21 protein-coding genes and 1 pseudogene are annotated in these 20,908 nt (G+C 32.0%); 5 read left to right on the top strand and 17 right to left on the bottom strand.

The window, feature by feature from the left end; translation table 11 throughout:
* Nucleotides 1-4: 4 nt before the first annotated feature.
* From NYE52_RS23930 to NYE52_RS23880, 11 genes are all read right to left on the bottom strand, one after another.
* On the bottom strand, nt 5-625 hold the full coding sequence (locus NYE52_RS23930; RefSeq protein ID WP_144545656.1) for a thermonuclease family protein: 621 nt from the start codon (nt 623-625) through the stop codon (nt 5-7).
* Nucleotides 626-810: 185 nt separating this feature from the next.
* Nucleotides 811-984, bottom strand: coding sequence for a hypothetical protein (locus NYE52_RS23925; RefSeq protein WP_186325669.1), 174 nt, complete (start codon nt 982-984; stop codon nt 811-813).
* Between the two features lie 12 nt (nt 985-996).
* Nucleotides 997-1,185 carry a hypothetical protein gene (locus NYE52_RS23920; RefSeq protein WP_047944802.1) on the bottom strand — a complete coding sequence of 63 codons (189 nt, stop codon included), beginning with the start codon at nt 1,183-1,185 and terminating at the stop codon, nt 997-999.
* 65 nt (nt 1,186-1,250) lie between these two features.
* Nucleotides 1,251-1,550 carry a hypothetical protein gene (locus tag NYE52_RS23915; protein WP_144545654.1) on the bottom strand — a complete coding sequence of 100 codons (300 nt, stop codon included), beginning with the start codon at nt 1,548-1,550 and terminating at the stop codon, nt 1,251-1,253.
* A 54-nt stretch (nt 1,551-1,604) separates the two neighbouring features.
* Nucleotides 1,605-1,832, bottom strand: coding sequence for a hypothetical protein (locus NYE52_RS23910; RefSeq protein WP_047944800.1), 228 nt, complete (start codon nt 1,830-1,832; stop codon nt 1,605-1,607).
* A 212-nt stretch (nt 1,833-2,044) separates the two neighbouring features.
* Entirely contained in the window at nt 2,045-2,626 is a 582-nt protein-coding gene (locus tag NYE52_RS23905; RefSeq protein ID WP_226793373.1) for a hypothetical protein, read from the bottom strand.
* A gap of 294 nt (nt 2,627-2,920) precedes the next feature.
* Complete coding sequence (locus tag NYE52_RS23900) at nt 2,921-5,617, bottom strand: AAA family ATPase (RefSeq protein ID WP_152112337.1); 2,697 nt, start codon at nt 5,615-5,617, stop codon at nt 2,921-2,923.
* The gene (locus tag NYE52_RS23895) at nt 5,583-6,143 is read right to left on the bottom strand and encodes an ABC-three component system middle component 1 (RefSeq protein ID WP_152112336.1); all 561 of its coding nucleotides are present in this window, start codon (nt 6,141-6,143) and stop codon (nt 5,583-5,585) included. The genes NYE52_RS23900 and NYE52_RS23895 overlap by 35 nt, the downstream gene beginning before the upstream one ends.
* Entirely contained in the window at nt 6,140-7,810 is a 1,671-nt protein-coding gene (locus tag NYE52_RS23890; RefSeq protein WP_152112335.1) for a dsDNA nuclease domain-containing protein, read from the bottom strand. The genes NYE52_RS23895 and NYE52_RS23890 overlap by 4 nt, the downstream gene beginning before the upstream one ends.
* A gap of 202 nt (nt 7,811-8,012) precedes the next feature.
* The gene (locus tag NYE52_RS23885; protein ID WP_152112334.1) at nt 8,013-8,993 is read right to left on the bottom strand and encodes a helix-turn-helix domain-containing protein; all 981 of its coding nucleotides are present in this window, start codon (nt 8,991-8,993) and stop codon (nt 8,013-8,015) included.
* Between the two features lie 134 nt (nt 8,994-9,127).
* Nucleotides 9,128-9,451, bottom strand: coding sequence for a hypothetical protein (locus NYE52_RS23880; protein ID WP_144545643.1), 324 nt, complete (start codon nt 9,449-9,451; stop codon nt 9,128-9,130).
* 284 nt (nt 9,452-9,735) lie between these two features.
* On the opposite strand from NYE52_RS23880, the gene NYE52_RS23875 reads away from it, so the two are divergent.
* Complete coding sequence (locus NYE52_RS23875) at nt 9,736-10,899, top strand: tyrosine-type recombinase/integrase (protein ID WP_047944793.1); 1,164 nt, start codon at nt 9,736-9,738, stop codon at nt 10,897-10,899.
* Between the two features lie 635 nt (nt 10,900-11,534).
* Here NYE52_RS23875 and NYE52_RS23870 read toward each other — a convergent pair.
* From NYE52_RS23870 to NYE52_RS23855, 4 genes and pseudogenes are all read right to left on the bottom strand, one after another.
* On the bottom strand, nt 11,535-12,218 hold the full coding sequence (locus tag NYE52_RS23870; RefSeq protein ID WP_047945101.1) for a DUF421 domain-containing protein: 684 nt from the start codon (nt 12,216-12,218) through the stop codon (nt 11,535-11,537).
* Nucleotides 12,219-13,052: 834 nt separating this feature from the next.
* Nucleotides 13,053-14,546 (bottom strand): annotated as a pseudogene (locus NYE52_RS23865) (phospholipase D-like domain-containing protein).
* Nucleotides 14,547-14,753: 207 nt separating this feature from the next.
* Nucleotides 14,754-15,218, bottom strand: coding sequence for a hypothetical protein (locus NYE52_RS23860; protein ID WP_109768765.1), 465 nt, complete (start codon nt 15,216-15,218; stop codon nt 14,754-14,756).
* Between the two features lie 280 nt (nt 15,219-15,498).
* A complete protein-coding gene (locus tag NYE52_RS23855; RefSeq protein ID WP_026677826.1) occupies nt 15,499-16,074 on the bottom strand; it encodes a recombinase family protein in 576 nt (191 codons plus the stop codon).
* Nucleotides 16,075-16,392: 318 nt separating this feature from the next.
* Here NYE52_RS23855 and NYE52_RS23850 point away from each other — a divergent pair, with 318 nt between their 5' ends.
* Both NYE52_RS23850 and NYE52_RS23845 read left to right on the top strand, forming a co-directional pair.
* The gene (locus NYE52_RS23850) at nt 16,393-17,217 is read left to right on the top strand and encodes a hypothetical protein (RefSeq protein WP_201781405.1); all 825 of its coding nucleotides are present in this window, start codon (nt 16,393-16,395) and stop codon (nt 17,215-17,217) included.
* Nucleotides 17,218-17,231: 14 nt separating this feature from the next.
* On the top strand, nt 17,232-18,155 hold the full coding sequence (locus tag NYE52_RS23845; RefSeq protein WP_201781406.1) for a multicopper oxidase family protein: 924 nt from the start codon (nt 17,232-17,234) through the stop codon (nt 18,153-18,155).
* A 227-nt stretch (nt 18,156-18,382) separates the two neighbouring features.
* Here the strand turns inward: NYE52_RS23845 and NYE52_RS23840 are convergent, their stop codons facing one another.
* Nucleotides 18,383-18,913 (bottom strand): DUF6944 family repetitive protein, encoded by a 531-nt coding sequence (locus tag NYE52_RS23840; protein ID WP_031538325.1) that lies wholly within the window; start codon nt 18,911-18,913, stop codon nt 18,383-18,385.
* A gap of 298 nt (nt 18,914-19,211) precedes the next feature.
* Entirely contained in the window at nt 19,212-19,817 is a 606-nt protein-coding gene (locus tag NYE52_RS23835) for a recombinase family protein (protein ID WP_031538326.1), read from the bottom strand.
* 173 nt (nt 19,818-19,990) lie between these two features.
* On the opposite strand from NYE52_RS23835, the gene NYE52_RS23830 reads away from it, so the two are divergent.
* Nucleotides 19,991-20,305 carry a helix-turn-helix domain-containing protein gene (locus NYE52_RS23830; protein ID WP_031538327.1) on the top strand — a complete coding sequence of 105 codons (315 nt, stop codon included), beginning with the start codon at nt 19,991-19,993 and terminating at the stop codon, nt 20,303-20,305.
* Nucleotides 20,306-20,488: 183 nt separating this feature from the next.
* The gene (locus tag NYE52_RS23825; RefSeq protein ID WP_031538328.1) at nt 20,489-20,773 is read left to right on the top strand and encodes a hypothetical protein; all 285 of its coding nucleotides are present in this window, start codon (nt 20,489-20,491) and stop codon (nt 20,771-20,773) included.
* Nucleotides 20,774-20,908 lie beyond the last annotated feature (135 nt).

Raw genomic sequence — 20,908 nt, 5'->3', positions numbered from 1 at the left:
TGTATTACTTAACAAAACCATTTAAGTCAGTATCTGCATAACCAGGGATGCTCCAAATATTTAATTGTTTTTCTTTTGCTATATTTTCTGCATCCTTATAGACATCAATAAATTCATATTCATCAAATAAGTAAGCTAATTTAACATATCCCTCTTTTAATAAATATGACTGAATACTAATTTGATCTAAAAAGACATGCGCCAAAATTCTTCCGTACTTATCCTTTTCATCAGCATTAGGATCCAATTGATAGGTAATTTCCTTTCCTTCTATAAGGTTAGCCAGATATTCCTTACCTTCTTGTCCAAATGGCTCATTCTTCCCTTTTGTAATTTCAGGTCCATTTATTCCGATTAACCTCAAAGCGGTATACTTATCTGCTTCCAAAACTAAAGTGTCAGCATCTATCACTTTTTTTACTATAGCTTTGTGTTTTTCTGTTTTAATATCAGCTGCCTTTTCACTAGAACGATTGACATCATTAAAGTACTTCTTAAACGAAATCTCCTTTTCTACCTGATTATCAGTCTTGTAGTTCTCTTTAGACTGGTAAGTAACTAGGCTATCTGTTGAACATCCACTTAATAAAAATAAAATAAATAAAGTGGAAATAATCTTTTTCATCTAAACCCCTCATTTCCAAAAAAGAGAGCACTCCAATATACTAAGACTTTACTTAGTAATTGGGGTGCTCCCATTTCTCAATATATTATATTCACTCTTCTAATTTCCTATATATTTATAATAAGGATAAAAATAGAAAAATTCAACCCAAAAAAAACTAAACTCTCCTTTCAGAAAAGGCAAAGCTAAATTGCTTCTATATCCTCCATGATTTTCTTAGTTTTTTCATTATTATTGATTCCACTGGCCATGGAATACCACCAAACTAAATCTTTTCTTCTTTTCTTATTATCTATTCTTGCTAACTCCATAACTAATTTAGTCACAACTTCTTTTTCTTCTTCAGTATAACTAATCATTAAATAATCCTCCTATATAGATACTTTTTTGGTATTTATATCTGCTAGTAATTCATTTTCCATTAAAGTTAATGACAAAAGTGTTAAATCATCTATTTTTTCATCATCTTTATTTCGTGTGATCCCCTTTTCTTTTAGGAATTCGATTATTCTTTTTCTCTCTCTTTCCACTCTTATATGTATTTCACGATCGTAATACATCTCAGTTCCTCCATTTAACCTGTACCAATTATTACTAATATGATTTCAAAAAAATATCAGAATTTTTAATTTTCTTTATAGTAATCATCAGAGAAATCTGGTACATCCTTTTGGTTTTCACAAATATTTTTAATCTTTTCGATATCAAATAAATAAGAAACCTCTTCGCTAATATCATAATCAAACTCATTTGCAACAAATATAGCCGCTTCTTCATTTTTATAGATCATTAAACGAAATGAACTAAACTCCGATTGTGCCTCTTCAACATATAATCCATTATGCGTGGAAAATTCATAAGTTTTAAAACATGAAGTTTCAACTTTAAAGTTCACCTGTTCTACAGTATTTATTAAAGTTTCCATTCTTTTGCCTCCCTTTTTATTTAAAAACCAATGATAAATGCCAACTGATCTCTTTTAGAAAAATGAAATCTGTCCTGAACTGCTTACTTTAAATGTAACCTCACTTTTCTCCCTTGTTTCCTCATTAATTTCAAAAGGTGTTTTTTCGTAGCAACCAAAATGAGCCTTCTTATTGTTAAAACGAGAAACATAAAAATAATCCTTACCATTTTCAAATAAGTAATAACTCATTCCAGGAACTAAGTTAGCACTATCTGCTTTTCCTAAATATTTCCCCTTCATTAATTACATGCCGCTCCTTTCTGTGATAAACACAAAAAAGCCTTTGGTCCTTTTATTAACCTAACAAAAATATTGTTAAGTAAAAATCAAAGGCCCAAAGGCTTCGTGTCTATTAGAATATGCTTATCATAAAGATAGCTAAAAATAAAAATTACAAAAAAATGTATATATAAATTCTAGTTGATTATTTTGAAAAAAGCAATAATTACTGATTATTTACCACTTAATTTCTTATATTGGTGGGAGTTTACACAGAACTCTTTTATTATCTTATCTAGTTGTTCCTTTGTAGCTTCAAACTTTGACCTTATCTTCTTTACGGCAGGCGTTAAATTATCAATTCTTATATTCTTAGGAACGCCTTTTGCTTGGTGAAACAGCAATTTAAGCCCTTGAAGAAAACACTCTTGGTTTTCTGATGGTAATGGTACAACGAAAGCTGCATTGCTGCATGGGTAAGACATCACAAGGGCATGTATATCAACGAATTCTCCGTCTTTTACTGCTTCCATTATTCCGAAATCTACCTGTGCTTCACTAGGAGGGTGTTCTAAACGATCATGGCCTTTATCTTGGTGATCATTATGGCTATTTTCCCAATCAGATACAAAATAGCAAACAGTTCTGTAAGAACCTTGAAATCTATGACTTTGAAGTTCTTCAAAAATTGCTTTCTTCGTATGACGTGACTTTTTCTTTAACTTACTGTCCTCAAAGAGGCAATCGGAAACCATCTCGACCCAGTTACCTTCAGTCATCATTCCTTTCTTCTGCTTTATTTTAGATTGAGGCAATTGTTCATTATCCCCATACTTCTTAGCTGTTCTCCAGTTAATACCAAGTGTTTTTTAGATCTTAGATATAGATAAACCCTTGTTGTTTCTCAAGTTTTTGATACAATGAGTACCAGACATTGCTAGCATCCTTTCATATTCCTCCACTTGTAAATGATTCGACACCATTACAGTAGAGGGACTTGGGGTGACGGGCAAGTCTTTTTTTATGCACTTATAAAATAAAGTGCAGGACCCTGCATTTTACCTATGCAAAGCTCTGCACTTTTATTTTGCAATAAACAAAAAGTTTGTTCAAATTGATCTATGAGAATCAAATTTAATCATTTCTAATTTGTCAGAACTAATGTAAGGACTTTTTAAATTATAGATAATTATATCATTTTTTCTATGCTCATTTTTCTTTATAAATAATTTTAAGAAATTAAAATCATGTGTAGAAACTATGAGTTGCTTTTCTATATTATTTAAAACGTCACACATAGTGTATTGATTAATATCATCCATATTTTGGATTGGATCATCTATACCTACAAAATTTAGTGAATGTATTTGTTGTTCTTTATTAATTGCTAAAAATATAGATATGGCTAATACATTTAATTGCCCTGAACTTAAAATATTTTTAGCATTACTTTTTCCACCAGGCTTATCACGTAATTCTTTATTATACGCTACTTTTATATTTATTTGCTCTTCGCTTCCTTCAAATACTAAATCACAATCACTTGGAATCGGATCTAAATATCTAAAATATCTTTGCACGGTAGAATTGCCTCGATTAAGAAAATCCGAAATCCCATCTCCTATCAAACTTCGTTTTTCTTGCTTATATTTTTCTAATAAACCTATATAAGAATTCAATTTGCCCATTTTAGAGTTTAAATCATTTTTATTTTTTTGGATATTAGAGATTTGTTTTAGAACATTATTATTAATTTCCTGTTTCACTAACAAATCTTTAATAAAATTTATTTCATCAATCTCAATGTCAATTTTTTGTATTGATTCTAAAGCAAAATCAAATATTTCTATAAACCTTTGATTATATTGATTCTCATTCAATAAACTTTGTAGATTGAGAATAATTAAATTTACGCTTGAAATATTATTCTTTATTTCTTTAAGTAAAGAAATATTATTTTTATATTTCGCATTCACAAAATATTTTCTCGCAGTATTCTTATCAACACTTTTTTTCAGGTCTTTAGCAGACTTTATTTTATTAGTAACTTTAGAGGTTTTTTCATAACCTGATATATCACTTGATACTTTTTCTATTTTTAAAATTACTTCAATTGCTTCTTTTCTTTGATTTATTTCTAGTGAATTTTTTGCTAAATGCTCTTCTAGAATAGATTGTTTTTCTGAAAATAACATTTCATCAAATAAATCTGATGATTTATAATTAGCTATTTCATTATCAAAGTTTTTTATTTTAGTTTCATTTTCCTCTTGATTTCTTTTTAGCCTTCTAATTTCTTCTTTTAATTTCTTCTTTCTATTTTCAAGATGTTTTGATAAGCTTATAGATTTCTCATAATAACTACTTTCATCATTAAGTTGATTCAAATAATCATTTAAATTTTGAGCTATATCACTATTTAAATTATTTGTTTGTGAAGAACAAACAGGACAATAATTTAAATCATATTTATTCGTGTATACTTGAACATCTCTAATGCCTGATATTAATTTAGCTAGAACTTGATCTTTATTCTCCTCAATAATTCTCTCTATTTTCTCCGATACACTATTATTTTTTTGAAATCGACTACTTAATCGTTCTAATTTTTCCATTATAAAATCAATAGATTTTTTTGCATTTTCAATCAGAGGAATATTTATACTTTTAAATTTTACAGCTGCTAAATTGTATTCTATCTTTAATTGCTCACTTCTTAGTAATTCAAGCTTTTCATTTAATTCATCGATATTACTTTCTTCAACATTTAACTCTTTCAATAAAATCTGTAGACCATTAAGTTCACCTTTTAATCCGTTAACTTTTTCTAAATTCTCTTCTAAATTTGACAAACTCAGTATTTTATCGCTTAAACGTTCTAATAGAAGTTCTGCTTTTTTCTTTTTACCTAAAAGAAGTTCTTCTCTAGATTCATAATCATTCAAAAGATTCTTCAATTCATTAAGGCTACTATTTCTTTGCCCATCTTCTATTTTACTGTAAAATTCTATGTATTTCTCTAAATGGTTTTTAGTATTTAGTCTTTTAGCTATTTCATTTTCCACATTGATTTTTGTATTGCCATCCGATAATAAAATTCCATACGTACTCGATAATTCGTCTAATTTCTCTCTTTCAAAATAGTGCATTGTTTCTTTCTTGTTTATTATAGCCTTATCTAACTCACTAATTTGGTCAGATAAATTATCTTTATTTTTTTCTAAACCTTTTAATACTCTTTTAAAATTATCAAATTCGAGAAGCATTGATTTTAAACCCATTATATTAGCTAAAGCTTTATACCGTTCTTTCGAATCTTCACTTGTAATAAAATCTGTCACTTGATCTTGAGATAGAATATAAGCTTGCTTTAATAATTGACTAAAACCCCCTCGTTCATATGTAATAGAATTCGCAGTGTGCATTTTTAAGAAATTTTCTATTTGTTCTTGACCAATATGAACATTGTCATCTTTTGATATAATTCTCACTTGCAAATTTCCAACGTTACCATTTGTTACATTAAAGTATCTAATTAAAGTATTCCCATCGAATTCTAAAGTAACTGCTACTTCAAAGCTCTCTTCAATATGAATTCTTTTATTAACAATATCGTATTTCAGCTCATTTTCTGAACCATCAAATCTATTTATTTTTCCTGTTAAACACCATTCAATAGCATCAAAGAAAGAACTTTTACCAAATCCATTGGCACCGTATAGAAGTATAACTTCCTTGGATAAATCAAATACGACCTCTCCCATATAGTTTTTAAAATTCTTTATTATCAACTTTTGAATGTTCATAATCAATTTCCATCCCTTGCATTAAAGTATTTACTATTTCCCCAACTTGATAATCTTTCAATTTAATATTTTCACTATCATATTGTTTTAAAAGAGAAAATAACACTTTCACTTCCTCATTATATTCAGTTTCCCTTAAATTTTCTGAATTACCTCCTTTTTTATCGACTGTATTATCCAAAAATGGAATTCGATTTAAATCATTTTCATCCCTAACAACATACTTTCTTAACGCTATATTATTACGTTCTATCATGAAAAACTGTTCATAGTTTATTTCTTCATCTGTACAAAGGATAAAATAACTATTATAAATATTTTCACTTTGCTCTAATAGCAGTATTCTTATTTGATTGGAATAGATATTTATATTTTCATGTTCTAATTCCATGTGTAATCGCTTAAGAAAAACTCTAATTGTTTCATTTCCATATAGGGAAAAGCCTAGCTTCTCCACTTCTTCATTTTCTAATGCTTTAAAATTCTTTTGAATTAGTCTATTATGTACTAAATTAAAATTATTCAAAGAACACCCTCCTCTAACTCTTCTAACCTTTCCACTAAATACTTTTCTATATCATCTTCTTCCAAAGCATCATAAAAATCAGCTTTCATAATATTTCCGGGTAATAATTTAGCTATGATTGGAACCTCATTTAGTTTTTGGTTATCTTCCAACTCTTCAATATCTATTGATTCCTTAACGTATATCTTGAGAGGTTCAATTTTGTCAAACTTTCTATCATTATAATTTTGTATAATGATATTTAAATCTATTCCCATTAGATAAAGCTGCTCTTTTAAACTTGCATTTTTTATAATACCGTTTAATCTTTCAATAACTTCGGGTTTCTTTTTTGCAACTTCTAATCTTAAAAATGCAAAAATTTCATCTATATCTTCAAATTTTTTCGCTACCAATGATTCGTTTCCATCGAATCTTGTCTTTTTATTTTTACTCACTGTGAGCATTATTATTAGAGTAAATAACTCCAATAAACTATTTTCTTTCATATTAGTGCTTAATCTTGAATAAATTGAGGTTTTATTAGTGCCATCAAATAGACGTTCAAATAATTTTTTTATATCTCCACCCTCATTTAATATCCAACACTCTAAATACTTCTTATATTCATAAATTAAACTATTAACGATTTCTGAATTTCTAAAGTCTTTAACGCTATTTAATAATTCATCTATAACTCTATTAATAATAGTAATGCCTTCATGCTGGTTTACTATTAAACTGGCTTGGGACAGTGCTTTCTTTCTAACGATATCTAATAAATTAACGATCTTTTCCTTTGTAATAATTAATCGTTCTATATTAGTTTTATCAGTACATTCTTCAAATAAATACCCTATAATAAAATTTAAATCTGAAACGGCAATAGATACATTTTCCCCATACCCACTAAAAATAATTCTATTAAGTTTCATACATAAATAATCTTGAAACTTATCTATTTCTTGCAAAGATGATCCCGTATGTAAATAAAAACGTTTTAGTAGTGACTCTATACTTTCTCCACATAAACTTAAATAAGTAAACTCTGTTCCTTTATCGTCAAACACTTTCTCCGATAATACTTTGAGCAAACCATCATCTGAAGAAACCTCTTTATTAAATAACTTATTATCTGTATAATGATCAAAATTATAATTTTTGGTACGAATAAAATGATAACTTGAATATAATTGAAATTCTGTTTCGTATTCTTCAGATTTTTTAGTTAGAGTTGCATTTAATAACAATTTATCTACCCAGGAATTAGCTTGAAGAAATTGTTTCTTGTTTATTTCTTTATTGCTCCTTCTATATAAACTTGAAGCAGGAGACTCCGTGACTTCCAGTTTGATTTTCTGACTAGTTTTTACTTGTACAAAGCGAACTTTATTGCCTTTACCTACTACAATATCATCATGGTATTCCATAATAACAAAATCCCATTTATCCTCTAACATCTCTACAATATATTCAATTGTAACTAAAAATTGATAATAAAATCCCGATAAAGCTGTCAAACCGCCAGTTTCACTAACAGTAGCATTTATTAAATGCTCTGCGATTTCTTCTCCTTTCCTATTTCGAAAATATTGATTAATAATTTCTTCCCTCTCTGGATCAATAGGACCAATATTATCTCTTTTTAATATATATTCATCTACAACATTTCTTACCGTGTTTATCATGCAATCTCCTTCTCTAAACCTTCGTTTTTTAAGTGTATTAATAGCGAAAGATACGACAATTTCTAATTTCAATGTTAGATTTCAATAATTTTATTAATTAACCTCTCCGCTCTATGCTTAATACCCACCTTATCCTTTTGCATTTTAGCAGAAAGTCTAAATTACTTTTTCCTATAAAACGAGTTTATTCAGATAAAAAAGTTTAGTGTTTTTCGTTAACATACTCTAAAAGAATTTCAGAAACCAACTCTTCTAAAGTAAAATTCCCCTCAGAAGCAATCTGTTTCAAAGAATCCTTAACCTGGGTAGGTATTTCTATAGATAGCAACTCATATTCAGAATCTATATAAATTCCTTTAACCGTTGAGATTATAGAACCTTCCACCATATACTTCTTAATAGTTTTAATCGTTTCTTCATCTAAAGTATCGTACGGAAAACAATATGGTTTAATTTCTAACTCGATTGTTTGTTTATTTATGTTCATCTTCATATTTGTTGGAGTGATATATTCATAACATTTATCTATGAAAGAGTATATATTAGTTTTAACCTTATATTCATAAGGGAACACAAACTTAGCAAATTTCCTTTTGGAAATTATAGAACCTCTTTCAATTAAATAAACCGGTTTAAAACCATATTGCTCAATTTTCGTATATGGAATCTTATTTCCACTAGCAGTTAATAAAAAGTAATCTTCATCTTCCCCAACCATCAATCTTCCATGTTCTTCACTTCTTTCATGAATAAACAATTGAAACCAACCATGTTTATTTGGTTTGGAATAAAACTCTTTATTATTTCTACTTCTCATATTTTTATAATTTTTTTGAAAACGTTCAAGCTCCGTTTGTTTAATAAAATATAATTCCCTACCTCTATAAACTTCTTTCTCTGCAGTAAGTTTACCATCCTTTATATAGTTAAATACCGTTACAGTAGATACACCTAATTGTGCAGCAACTTCACCAGTGCTAAGTCCTGGCTTTTTTAATTTGTCTTTTACCTCTTCTACATCATCTATATAAAAGTACTTCGTATTGTCAATTTGCCAACTTTTTTCATTCACTGCAGTTAATATGCCTTGTCTGGAATATGATAAAACTGTATTCTCAGCAACACCTAATAATTCTGCAGCCTGTTTTGTAGTAATTTGCTTTTTCTTATCTTCTTGGCCCATTTTATTCTCCCCAACTAATCATTATTAAAATAGTGTATACATATCATTTAATATTAACTCAATATTATAATCTATTTATATGTTACCATTTACTATAGTCAATATTCAATTGGGGAATAATTCTAATTTATGTATTAATTCTTGCTTTGTTTACAATACTCACTAGCATTCTCTAAAAAATCTGTTATACATTCTTCTACCTTTTTTCTTGTTGGTTTTTCTAATGTAATACTTTTAAAAGTTTTATCAATAACTACCCCTCCTCCCCCTATCAATAATTTAATCTCCACTGTATCTTTTTCTCGACTCAAACTTCCTCTTTTATCTACAAATCTACTAACTTGCACTCTAAGACCATATTTGGATTTTTGTAAGAAATAAGTTTTCACTTGCACTTCATATTTACTTACAAAAAAAGTACTTTCATCTAATGCTCGGTATAAACTTTCGCTAATCAAAAAATCCACCTCTTCCTTTTATCATTAATAAGATTATAATATGTATCTTAATATTAAACAAAGGTTTAATATCTATTTTATATAAAAAAATATAATACCTACTATTTTATATTAAAATGTATTTTAAATATTAATTTTATTTATATGTATATATAGTAGACAAATAAAGTATTTTTCTACTAATATAGAAGTAGATATTAAATATACCTAAATTAAATTAATAACGAGTCACATATAACCATATAATCACTTTGTTTTCAAAAAATGCTAAAAGAGGTGAAAAAATGCTAGAAAAGGAAATTTCATTCCATTCGAACAAAAATTCGTTAGAATTTACTGGAAGTCAGTCGTCCATCGCATCGTTTTCAAAAACTTTAACAGATCCATCGCTATTTCAAAATTTACCTGACGAGTTAATCATTATGGAGGACGTATCTAACAATAAGGAAATAAATGACTTGGAAATGATGTATTTATTTTTACACCAAAAGAAAGATATGGATATACGAAAGAATAAAATGGAGAACACCATCAAAGAGTACAGCAGAGATTTACTTATCATGTATAAACAGATAATAGAAAATGCTTTTTCCATTGGATTAGATTTAAATGCACAGCAAAATCCCTATCAGGTATTTAAACTACTCAATCATGTACATATTAGAAAATTTCAAGAGTGGTTAGCTGCAGCTCCGTTAGGGAAGGGGAAGAAGCCATACGCAGTTTCTACACTGAGTCGTAAAATGGTAGTTCTTAAAGGATTTCTTTCTTTTTTGTATAAAACAAAGTATATAGAAGTTCCGCTGCATGAAAAAATGTTGAGTAGTAATGTGCGGGATATTGATCGGCCAGATAGGGATTTAGGAAAAAATGAGGTAGTGCAGATATTGGACTATTATAAAGACCATCCCATTGTTCATGGTTTACTAGCAACCTTAATTACAACAGGGCTTAGAATAAACGAATTATGTCATAGTAAAATATCGGATATTTCTTATGTGGATGGAGATTACTGGTTATATGTATTAGGAAAAGGGAGACATGAAAGAGAGGTACTCTTACATCCATATATAATAGAAGAAATACGGAAATTTCGACGAACAAGACGGTTAGATTTTATATTAGATGGTAGTGATAATTCGTATATTTTTATGACGAACAAAGGGAAACCATACAATTATAAGTATTTATCTAATTATTTAACAAAAAAAATTAATGAAGCGGATTTACCTTTCATCAAAACAAGGAAAAATCCAATTACACCACATACACTAAGACATGCTTTTGCACAAATTAGTTCTGATCAAGGGGCGAGTTTGGATCAAATTAAAATTGCATTGGGGCACAAATCGATTCAAACAACATCTATTTATCTGCAGAAGAAATCAAGAAGAGAAAACAATGCGGGACATGCTTGGAAAAATTCAAGTATCATTAATTCATTGTGATTTACAGGTGACAATATAAAAAAAAGGGTTGTATATTCGTACAACCCTTTGATAAACAAAAAAAACAGACCTTATTCAGTCCGCCTTGTTGTCTATTGTACCATCACATTTATAACGAGTTTATATTCATTGTCTTCATCTAGTCTTAAGCGTACTCCGCTAAAGCCTCCCTTATGACCTTACCTAAAAAGGATTGTTCAGCGACCAAGACAGCTTCTGTAGCGCTTGTTGCGTTTATTTGGTAACCTCACACATCCGCTACACCTTTTAGCATTGATACGTCCCAAACGTCATTCATAAATACTACTCCTATTAGTAATTTATTAAACCATAATTCATTTTCTCTGACCATCTTTTTTGTCTTTCGTGAATGCGACCCAATCCCCATTAACCTTTTCTATTTTAAATACTTGTCCGATTTCTATATCTTTCGTTATTCTTTTCAGGGTTCTATTAGGGGTAGCGTCAGGAAAATGCGGATTTACAACGTTAAGGAAATCAAAATATAAAAAGTCTAATTTCTCGGTGTTATAAGTGAAAAATTAGGCTTTAGTTACTTCATTAAAGCGCCTGATTGTTGAAGACTAAAGTTTATATTCACCAAGAAAATTGATGTGCTCTTATCCTAACAAATTTTATTTAGGACTTACATGTATGCCTTCACTCTCTCGCCAATCTGCGTAAAGTATACGCTTTACATTATCATATCCATTGGTAGTTAATTGGTTATCTAACCACTGTTGATCAAATCCGAGTTCATGTAAATTATCCCATAAAATTTCCCCATCTATAATTAACGATGTTGGGAGGTCTACTGGACTTTCTGGAAGATTGAGATCTTGCTTGTCTGGTTTTTGATACTTGGATTTTAATAATAAACTTATTTGCCCATTAGCTTCCAATATACCGTATTTGACTTCGCGAACTGAAAAGACATTATTTTGACGGAGTATACTCAATACTTGATTTACATCCAATTTGTTCTTTGTAAGTAACTTCCTGTCCATAACACCATCTCGAATGATGATGTTAGGATTGCCTAATAAGAGAGAACGTGTCGATTTATTTTTTAGAGTCATAAACTCTATTCCAAACATAAGAAACGTCCACAATCCGATGGCATATAAAAAATGAAAAATCCCTACCTTATCTTCATAAATGGTATTTCCTAAAAGATCTCCAAGTACTAACACAAAAACTAAGTGAAACGGGGTTAACTGATAGATGGATGTTCTGCCTGTTATGATAATGATAAAAAATAAAGTGGCAAAACCAACGATGACTTTGATCGTCAGTAAACCAATATTGACTTCTTCCAACGTTTTTTCCTCCAATTTAAATTTTACTTAGTTGTAAGATCTTGAGGTTTAGATAAAGAGGCTAGTTTTAGTATTAAAGCTCGAGTTACAATTCCAACCATGATGTAATATATGAATGAATAACTGTATCTCCACTCATAATAATACACAAGTTCGACCCACTCGGAAAAAGGTTCACCAATAAAGGCGTATGTGAGTACCATAGTGATTTGTGCGATTATAAAAATTTTCCATGTTCTAAAATATTGATATAACAACATGTAAGCTACAGGTATCATTGAAAAATCAAAGGGAAAGGCCCTAGGAATAATAGGTAGAATGCAATTGGATAATCCCAAAACCTATATTGTAAGCCAACTACATCTAATAAGGTTGTTGTTATGATAATTATGGTACCAAATAACAAAATTTCTAAAATAATGTCTCGTTTAACAAGTTTAGCCCATATAACCCAAGGCACAACTAAAAAAACGACTAGTATCCACCATTCCCAAGTTAAAAACTCATTTTTTAGCCAACCATTTAATTCTAAATGATAGAGCTTATCTTCTAATAAACGTATTTCCTTAAGATTTTCAAATATATTATCTATTGATATCACCTCTATATTTAAATGAAAAGGTAACAGATATTTTTGAATTCAAACTCTTTGAGCTGCCTTTTTAGTATTACCGTTTTTTAGTAATGAATTTCCATCGTAAATAAGAAAAAACCCATGTTGGAAGTTCTTATAATACACGGGTTTTCGACTTTTTTTCAAATAAGTCAGAAATATATTAAAAACAAAGTTAAATCTAGATTTAAGATAGAACAATAAAAACAGGATACATCAACTTATAATAATGGAGAAAGCAGACGAGCACCTTGTTCAACAATGCGCTCGGTCAGGGATCGTTGCAACAAGTCTTCAATTCTTAATGGTACAGAATCAGTAAGATCCCCCTCGAACTGCTCTGTGAGTTCTCTTGCCACATCAGCACTGTACACGACTTGACACACCTCATAATTCAGGCGAAAACTTCTCATATCATAGTTTGCTGCGCCTACTTCTGCAATTTCCTCATCAATGATCATCAGTTTCGCATGTAACATTCCTTTATTGTACTGGTAGATTTGGACCCCAGCTTCTATAAGTTCCCCGTAATAGGTACGACTTGCATAGCCCACGCTTTTTTGATCAATGTGGCGAGGAACCAGCAATCTTACGTGCACACCACGAGCTACTGCTGTCTTTAATGCCATGATAATATCCGTTTCTGGTACAAAATAGGGTGTTGTTAAATCAATAGTCTTGGTCGCCTGTGTTATACATATAAAGTAAGCTTGCCGAATGACTGGGGTAGGAATTCCAGGGTTTCCTTCCAACGTATGGATATACGCTTTATGCAATGTCCTAGTTTTTGCGGATATGTCCATTTCTTTATCATCAAGGGTGCTCAACTCTGATCCCAATTCGGCTGACCATTTGGAATGATCTGCTCTGCCGATTGAGTTGATTTTCGTTACCTTTGATTTTGTTTTCAAATTTGTTTTTGATTTTATCCGTTCCGGCACAGCGATTTCCCAATGAACATCAAAGACAGTCAGCAAATCGACTTATGCTTCTCCTATGACTTGCAAATGAGTATCCCGCCAGAAGCCAACGTCAGGCTTCAATCCTGTATATTCATATCCTACGTTCATGCCACCATTAAAAGCTATCTTTCCGTCGATTATGGCCATCTTACAATGATCCCGATAATTCCAATTGGACAAAATCCAGGGAAATCGTAAAGGAAATATTGTCCTGCATTCTATCCCTGCTTCCACCATCTGCGTGATTTTTTCACGCGGGAATTTATAACTCCCCAAGCCATCTCTCATAAAACGAACCTGCACTCCATTTACTGCTTTTTCGATTAGCAGTTCTGTGATGCGATTACCAATTTGGTCATTCCGATATATGAAATATTCCAGATCAATTGTTTTTTGGGCTTTTTTTAGGGATTCAAGGAGTTGTTCATATTTTGCTATTCCATTGTTAAACACTTGGACTTGGCCCATTCGAAGCCCATTCACAGTGAAATGCCGTAAAGCATCGGCAATTACCGATGCTGAATCACCGAATGTCTCAGGTAATTTGTTAGATTCATTTTTAGAAGAGTTCAATCTTTTTCGATGAATAAACTTAGGGTTTGATACGCTAAGATAAAGCAAGAAACCAATGACTGGCAAAAGAAGGACGATTATTATCCAATTCAATGCCTTGGCAGGCCTACGTACTTCCCAAATTGCTATGAATAAGATAAAGAACATATTTAACAGGTATAGATAAAAAATCCACTCCAACTGGAATCCCTCCTTCTGTTTCTCTTAACATGTCCAAACTATGTAGCGAGTATACGTTTGGAATACGAAGGAATTGTTTAGATACCTTTTCTTATGAGACACCCAAAATAATTTTGTAATTAGTTTATTTTGTCACAGGAATTTAAACGTTGGAAATGGATCGAAAAACAAAAATGGAGGTCCGTTTTACATTTATTCCATTTAAACCTAAAATCTTACATAATTCTGCTGTAGCTGACTAAGTATATTTGATGTTAAAAAGACTCCAACAGGGGGCAAGGTACCACTAATTACGGGATATCCGGTAAGAGCTCTATCGGTTGTAGCAATCCATGTTCCGTATTCGCCTGCTTGTAAAGAAGGAGGTTTCATAATAAATCGTCCATTTAAAATAAAATGTCGAATTCTAATTGTAGCATCATCAATGATAGTTAATGTACCGGAGAACATAGCATAAGGTGAATCAAATCTTATCTGTTTAGTATTCTCATCCCAATATCCACTAATAGGAATAGGTGTACCACGAAAATTAACCGTACCAATTACCCTGTTATCTGTAATAGAGTTAATGTTGAGTACGCCCCAAACGATTGGTTTACCAGCTATAGCAGCATGGATACCCCATACTGATGGGAATGGAATACTAACCATTGTTTGCTGTGCAGTTTGCAATACTAATCTCCCCCTAAATTTAAAGTTTATGTTCTGAAGAATAAAGGATTAGATATCTTATTTACTACCCTATATAAAGGACCAATCCAGTATATGCACCACAAGCTGAATATGTTTACTTTTAACGGTTAGAAGCTCATCCTTTCGTTGAAAAATGCAGCTCATTCAAAAAATAGTTGTTAACTTTTAAGAAATCACTCGTGATGGAATCAAAAATCACGTGACAAAAAGTTATTTATTCAACTATATGGCCTTTTCTGGAATATGGGGTAAGGAAGGACTATTTGTTCTCTTCTGATAGCTTTCTATATAATGAAGCTCTAGACACATTTGTAATTTCGCAAATTTGATTTACAGTCATATTTCCTTCTTTATATAGCTTAACTGCATAATTCATTCCTGCGTGATTTTTATGATATTTCTTTAACCGACCTTTAAACTTTCCTTCTTTCTTAGCCAACTCAATCCCTTCACGTTGTCGCATACGAATAAGATCTCGCTCTAATTGGTTAACACCAGCCATTACTGTAATTAAGAATTGGCTGTATGGATTATCATCTGATAAATCTAGCCATGTATCTTTTAGTGATTTTAAGCTTGCTTTTTTTTTCCGTATGTTATCGATTAATTCAAATAGGTCTTGTGTGCTACGAGTAATTCGAGTTAAGTCTGTAACATAAATGATGTCATCTTCCTGTAGATCCTCTAACATTTTTTGAAGTTGCTCGCGATCCTTTGTTGCTCCAGAAACTTTTTCTTCGTATATAATATCCATTCCAATTTCATTTAGCTGCTCAAATTGCCTTGAAGGATTTTGGCTGGTCGAACTAACACGTATATAACCGATTTTCCGCAAAATATCACCTCGTTTTTGAGACAAGTCTTATGAGACGCTCTTAACTATGATTGTCACTTTAGACGTTATTTTGCACCAATTTTAATCGCTATTTTGCATTATAAGTAATAAAAAAGTTATCTTAAAATGATAGCTGATAAGTTAAAATAAAGTTCTTCAACTTAAAATTAAGTGGTTAAAACAACAGTTATGATATTCCATTAAAGGGCCAGATTGTTGAGGAACGTTTTCAAGTAAATAGATTATTCTAGTATGAATATACGCATGAAATGCTCCTTTCCTGCATATACCGTAGTGATATGAAGAGGAGAGGATGAAATGGTACAACCTTTAGATCCTAAAAGGATTCCTAAATTCGTAAATCAACTCGTTATCCCACCGGTATATATGCCTACTATTCTTAGACAGCCAATATCTGGTGAAGTGATCGGGCATGCGTATAAAATTGAAGCAAGTGAATTCCAGCAGCAAATCTTACCGCCTGGATTCGGTACCACGAAAGTTTTTGGTTACAGTGGTATGATACAGGACCCGTACACGGGAAGAGCGGTTTACTATAAAAGTGCTCCAGGTTCCACATTTGAAGCCATTCGAGGAATTCCTGTACATGTTCAATGGATAAACAACATTACTGGTCCCCATTTTCTTCCGGTTGATCCGACACTCGATTGGGCAAATCCAAATTCCATGTCAGTTCCTCTACCACCATTTCCATCATTTCCACCAGGATTTCCCCTAGCACAGCAACCAGTACCTATTGTCCCTCATTTGCACGGAGGAGAGCATCCATCTTATTTTGACGGTTATCCTGATGCTTGGTTTACTGCAGATGGAAGGACCGGTATGGCTTTCATAACTAATACCTATACATTCCCCAATGTACAACAGCCTACAGCTCTTTGGTATCATGACCATACCATGGGAATGACTCGATTGAATAATTACGCCGGGCTTACAGGGTTCTATTTGCTCCGTGATATGAATGACCCCATTGTCCCGTTTCTTCCTAGTAGAGAAAATGAGATTCCACTCAACATTCAGGACCGATCTTTTAATACTGATGGTTCTCTTTTCTATGATCATATGGGGGCTAACCCAAGTATTCATCCTTATGTGGTACCAGAGTTTTTGGAAACACGATAATGGTGAATGGTAAGGTGTGGCCGAACCTTAATGTCAAACCTCAACAATACCGTTTTCGTGTTCTGAATGGTTCAAATGCTCGTTTTTATCGTTTACAGCTTTCCAATAAACAGAAATTTATCCAGATTGGCACCGATGGAGGTTATTTACCTCAAGCTGTAGAACTTTCCTCACTTTTGATTTCACCGGCAGAACGAGCAGATATCCTTATTGATTTCTCTACTTTAGCTCCTGGTACAACCGTTATTTTAACGAATACTGCTAACGCCCCGTTCCCTGATGGAACACCGGCAGACCCACAAACTGTTGGTCAAATTATGCAATTTACAGTCATAAATGAAACTGTCTTACCGCCAAAGAAATTGCCACCTGTTCTTAACAGCATTCCTCAATTAAAGCCAACAAAAACGAGAACTTTGACTTTATTCGAACTGGAGGGTCCTAATGGTCCCTTGAAAGTTACGTTAGATGGCCAACTGTGGGGTAATCCCGTTTCTGAGCTGCCTCAGGCAGGAACGACAGAAGATTGGCAAGTTGTTAACCTTACCGATGACACCCATCCAATCCATCTTCATCTCGTTCAGTTCCTGCTCGTTAGCCGCCAGAAATTCCATTCTGACGCTTATTTGAAAGACTGGATGCAACTAAATCAAACGACGCCTCCTAGCACCCCACCTTATTTTGTTAAGCCTAAGACACCACCAATAGACGCATATTTACAAGGTCAACCTATTGCACCTCCACTCAATGAGAAAGGGTGGAAGGATACCATACAAATGAATGCGGGAGAAGTGACAACGATAAGAGTTCGGTTTACTTCCCAGGATGGCAGTCCCTTTCCATTCGACCCTAGCCTTGGGCCTGGATATGTATGGCATTGCCATATGCTTGAACACGAGGATAATGAAATGATGAGACCGTTAAAGGTATTGCCTTAAAGATCTAAAAAAATAAACATGGTCAAAATAAATTTTGTTCTTTGGCAAAGTAAGGTGAACTCGAAATATAAGTTATTCCGCTAGCTTACCAAAAGTAATTCCTGTAACTATTTAAGTAATAAATACCCAAAAAGGAGATAGAACTAGATTCGATATCCATATTTTATCTCCTTTATTATCCAAGCTAAATACGCTTTTCCATTACAATGTAAACTATATATTCAAAATTACTTACTTTGGCCTAAAGCTGAAATGATGGAACCGATGGCTTGGATCCAACTTCCGACCACATTCAGTTCTTGCCCCTCCCTGTTCCTTAGTTCGTTGATACCTGAAAGTGCTTGTAATGCATTACCAATTGCTTGTAGAAGGTTTCCATATATGCTGTAAAGCTCTTTTACAGTAGGTTCACGGCCTAGAGCATCAGCAAGAGATACTCCACCACCAACTGCTTGAAGTAAATTTCCTTTTATGTTTAATTCCTTTTTTGTTTTTTCGCTAAAATTTATTAATATCCCTACAATGACCGTTGAATTTCCTATTGCCTGAATTTCGTTGCCTATCTTTTCAAGGGTAAAGTTTTTTTCACTATCTGCTACTAATGAATTTCCGGTTGCTTGTAATACATTTCCCCATAGATTTAAATCTCCAAGCAGAGTATCGGAAATATTTTTGGAAGGTGTAGCTCCGATAGCTGAAAGGGTTGTTCCAATCGCTTGGACCCAAGAACCAAACGTTGCTTTCAGTTCATTATCCATAACTTGAACACCTTCTTTTAATTATTGTAAACATTTATAGGTTGCTTTGTTACAGATGTATCCAAAATTAGATAAATGGCAAAAAAAATAGTTTGTTGTAGGGAGAAAAATTTGGGGGTGTTTATGTATAGAAGTTAAGTTATTCAGCAATCGGGCGCTTTTCATGAGTAAAAAAAGCCTAATTTCTCACTTACAACACCGAGAAATTAGGCTTTTTTTATATTTGAATTTCCTTAATGTTGTAAATCCGCATTTCCTGACGCTACTACTATTAAATAGTTTAAGAACCCGTAGATTTCTATTCTGCGAGCTCCTTTTTAATCCTATAAACAGTTGATCGAGTAATGGCATTTTTTTCTGCGATTTGCTTAATTGGGGTTCCGGATTTCAACATTCTTACGACTTCTTGATAGACTAATCGCTTTTGTGGATTCTTTGCATTAGGTGAATAAAGTAACGGACGCCCTTTGTAAACTCCTTTTTCTTTGGCAATTTTTATACCTTGGGCTTGACGACGTTTACTTTCTGTCCGTTCCATTTCTGCAACCATCGCCAAAATCTGAACAATCAAATCTTTCATAAATCGGTCCAACAAGGGGTTTCCAATAGCTTCAGCTAAGATAGGCATACTCGTCACGATCAAACCTGCATTTTTATTTTTTAAAGTAGTAACCGTTTCAATAATCTCATTGTAGTTCCTTCCTAGTCGATCAATTGCTTCAACCATGAAATAATCTCCTTCACGAACAAAATCAAGAGCTTTTTGGAATTGCTCTCGATTATTTACTGCAGCACCAGATTTCTTCTCTGTAAATATTTTTTCTGCGCCAAAACTTTTCAAGTTTTCAATTTGCCGTTCCAAATTTTGATCTTCAGTAGAAACTCTAGCATAAGCAACTTTCATTTCGTAATTTTCTCCTTTTACAAATCTATTTAATAGACACCCTAATCATACACTTAAAACCTAATCTTAACAATAATGCTTAAGTGGTTGTTTAAGGTTTACCCTAAATAGACATTGAATAAAAAATATGAAACAATGGACAGGAATCCAAAAAAAGGGAGTGACAAAAGACAATGCAAAAAATAAATTCTTTAACTCAATGTACAGAAATACAACTAGAGGAAGCACACAGAAAATATTTAATTATCTATCCATATTTACAAAAGCCAAAATATTTAGAAAAGATTAGCGTTGAGGAAAACATTTCAATTCGCACTTTGCGTTATTGGATTCAGAAATATCAAGAACTAGGTTTAAGAGGACTGGTTCGAATGAAAAGAACTGATAAGAGCAAAGTGAAAGTTGACCTAGCAATCCAAGACCAAGTAAAAAAATATTCTTGTCCAACAAAGGTATTTCAATTACTTCCATTTACCGAAGAACACTAGCTTGGTGTGAAGATAATGATTTACAATCTCTACGAACTACGCAATTAATTGCTAATTGAAATTCCTTTATTTTTCTATTTTATTCAAGGTAAGTAATATTCAAAGGAAATGTATTACTACAGAACCTAAAGCATAGGTTTAATGTAAACCTTTCTAACAATGTCAGATAAAGGGGGCAATTATATGAATAATACCAATTCAAAGTCAGAACAAAGTGATCAATCGCCAATAAGTTCTAGCCTTAGACTTGCCCTAATAACTGCTATTCTTACTACTATTGAAGAAGGCATTGCAACTATAGAAGCGATAACAGTTATAGATGAGGAAATCATTAATTCAGAAAAAGAAAAACAAGATCAAAAAGAATTAGATGAAAAGTTTGAAAAGATGCAGCAGCAAATTGACAAATTAACAACTGAATTAACAAAAGTAACAAAAAAGGAAATGGGAACAAACAGAAAGCAGTAGGTTTTTATCACAAGATAGCAAGGAGTACTAATAATCAAATTATTAAAGGGGTACGACCGAGATACATGTAAAAAAGGGTCATAGTATGGTATTGTTTACCATTTATAACCCTTTCTTGCTCTTTACTTTCTTATA

The sequence above is a fragment of the Niallia sp. FSL W8-0635 genome, assembly GCF_038007965.1.
In the GTDB taxonomy this organism is placed as follows: Bacteria; Bacillota; Bacilli; order Bacillales; family Cytobacillaceae; genus Niallia.
This window is presented reverse-complemented; position numbering and strand designations above follow the sequence as displayed.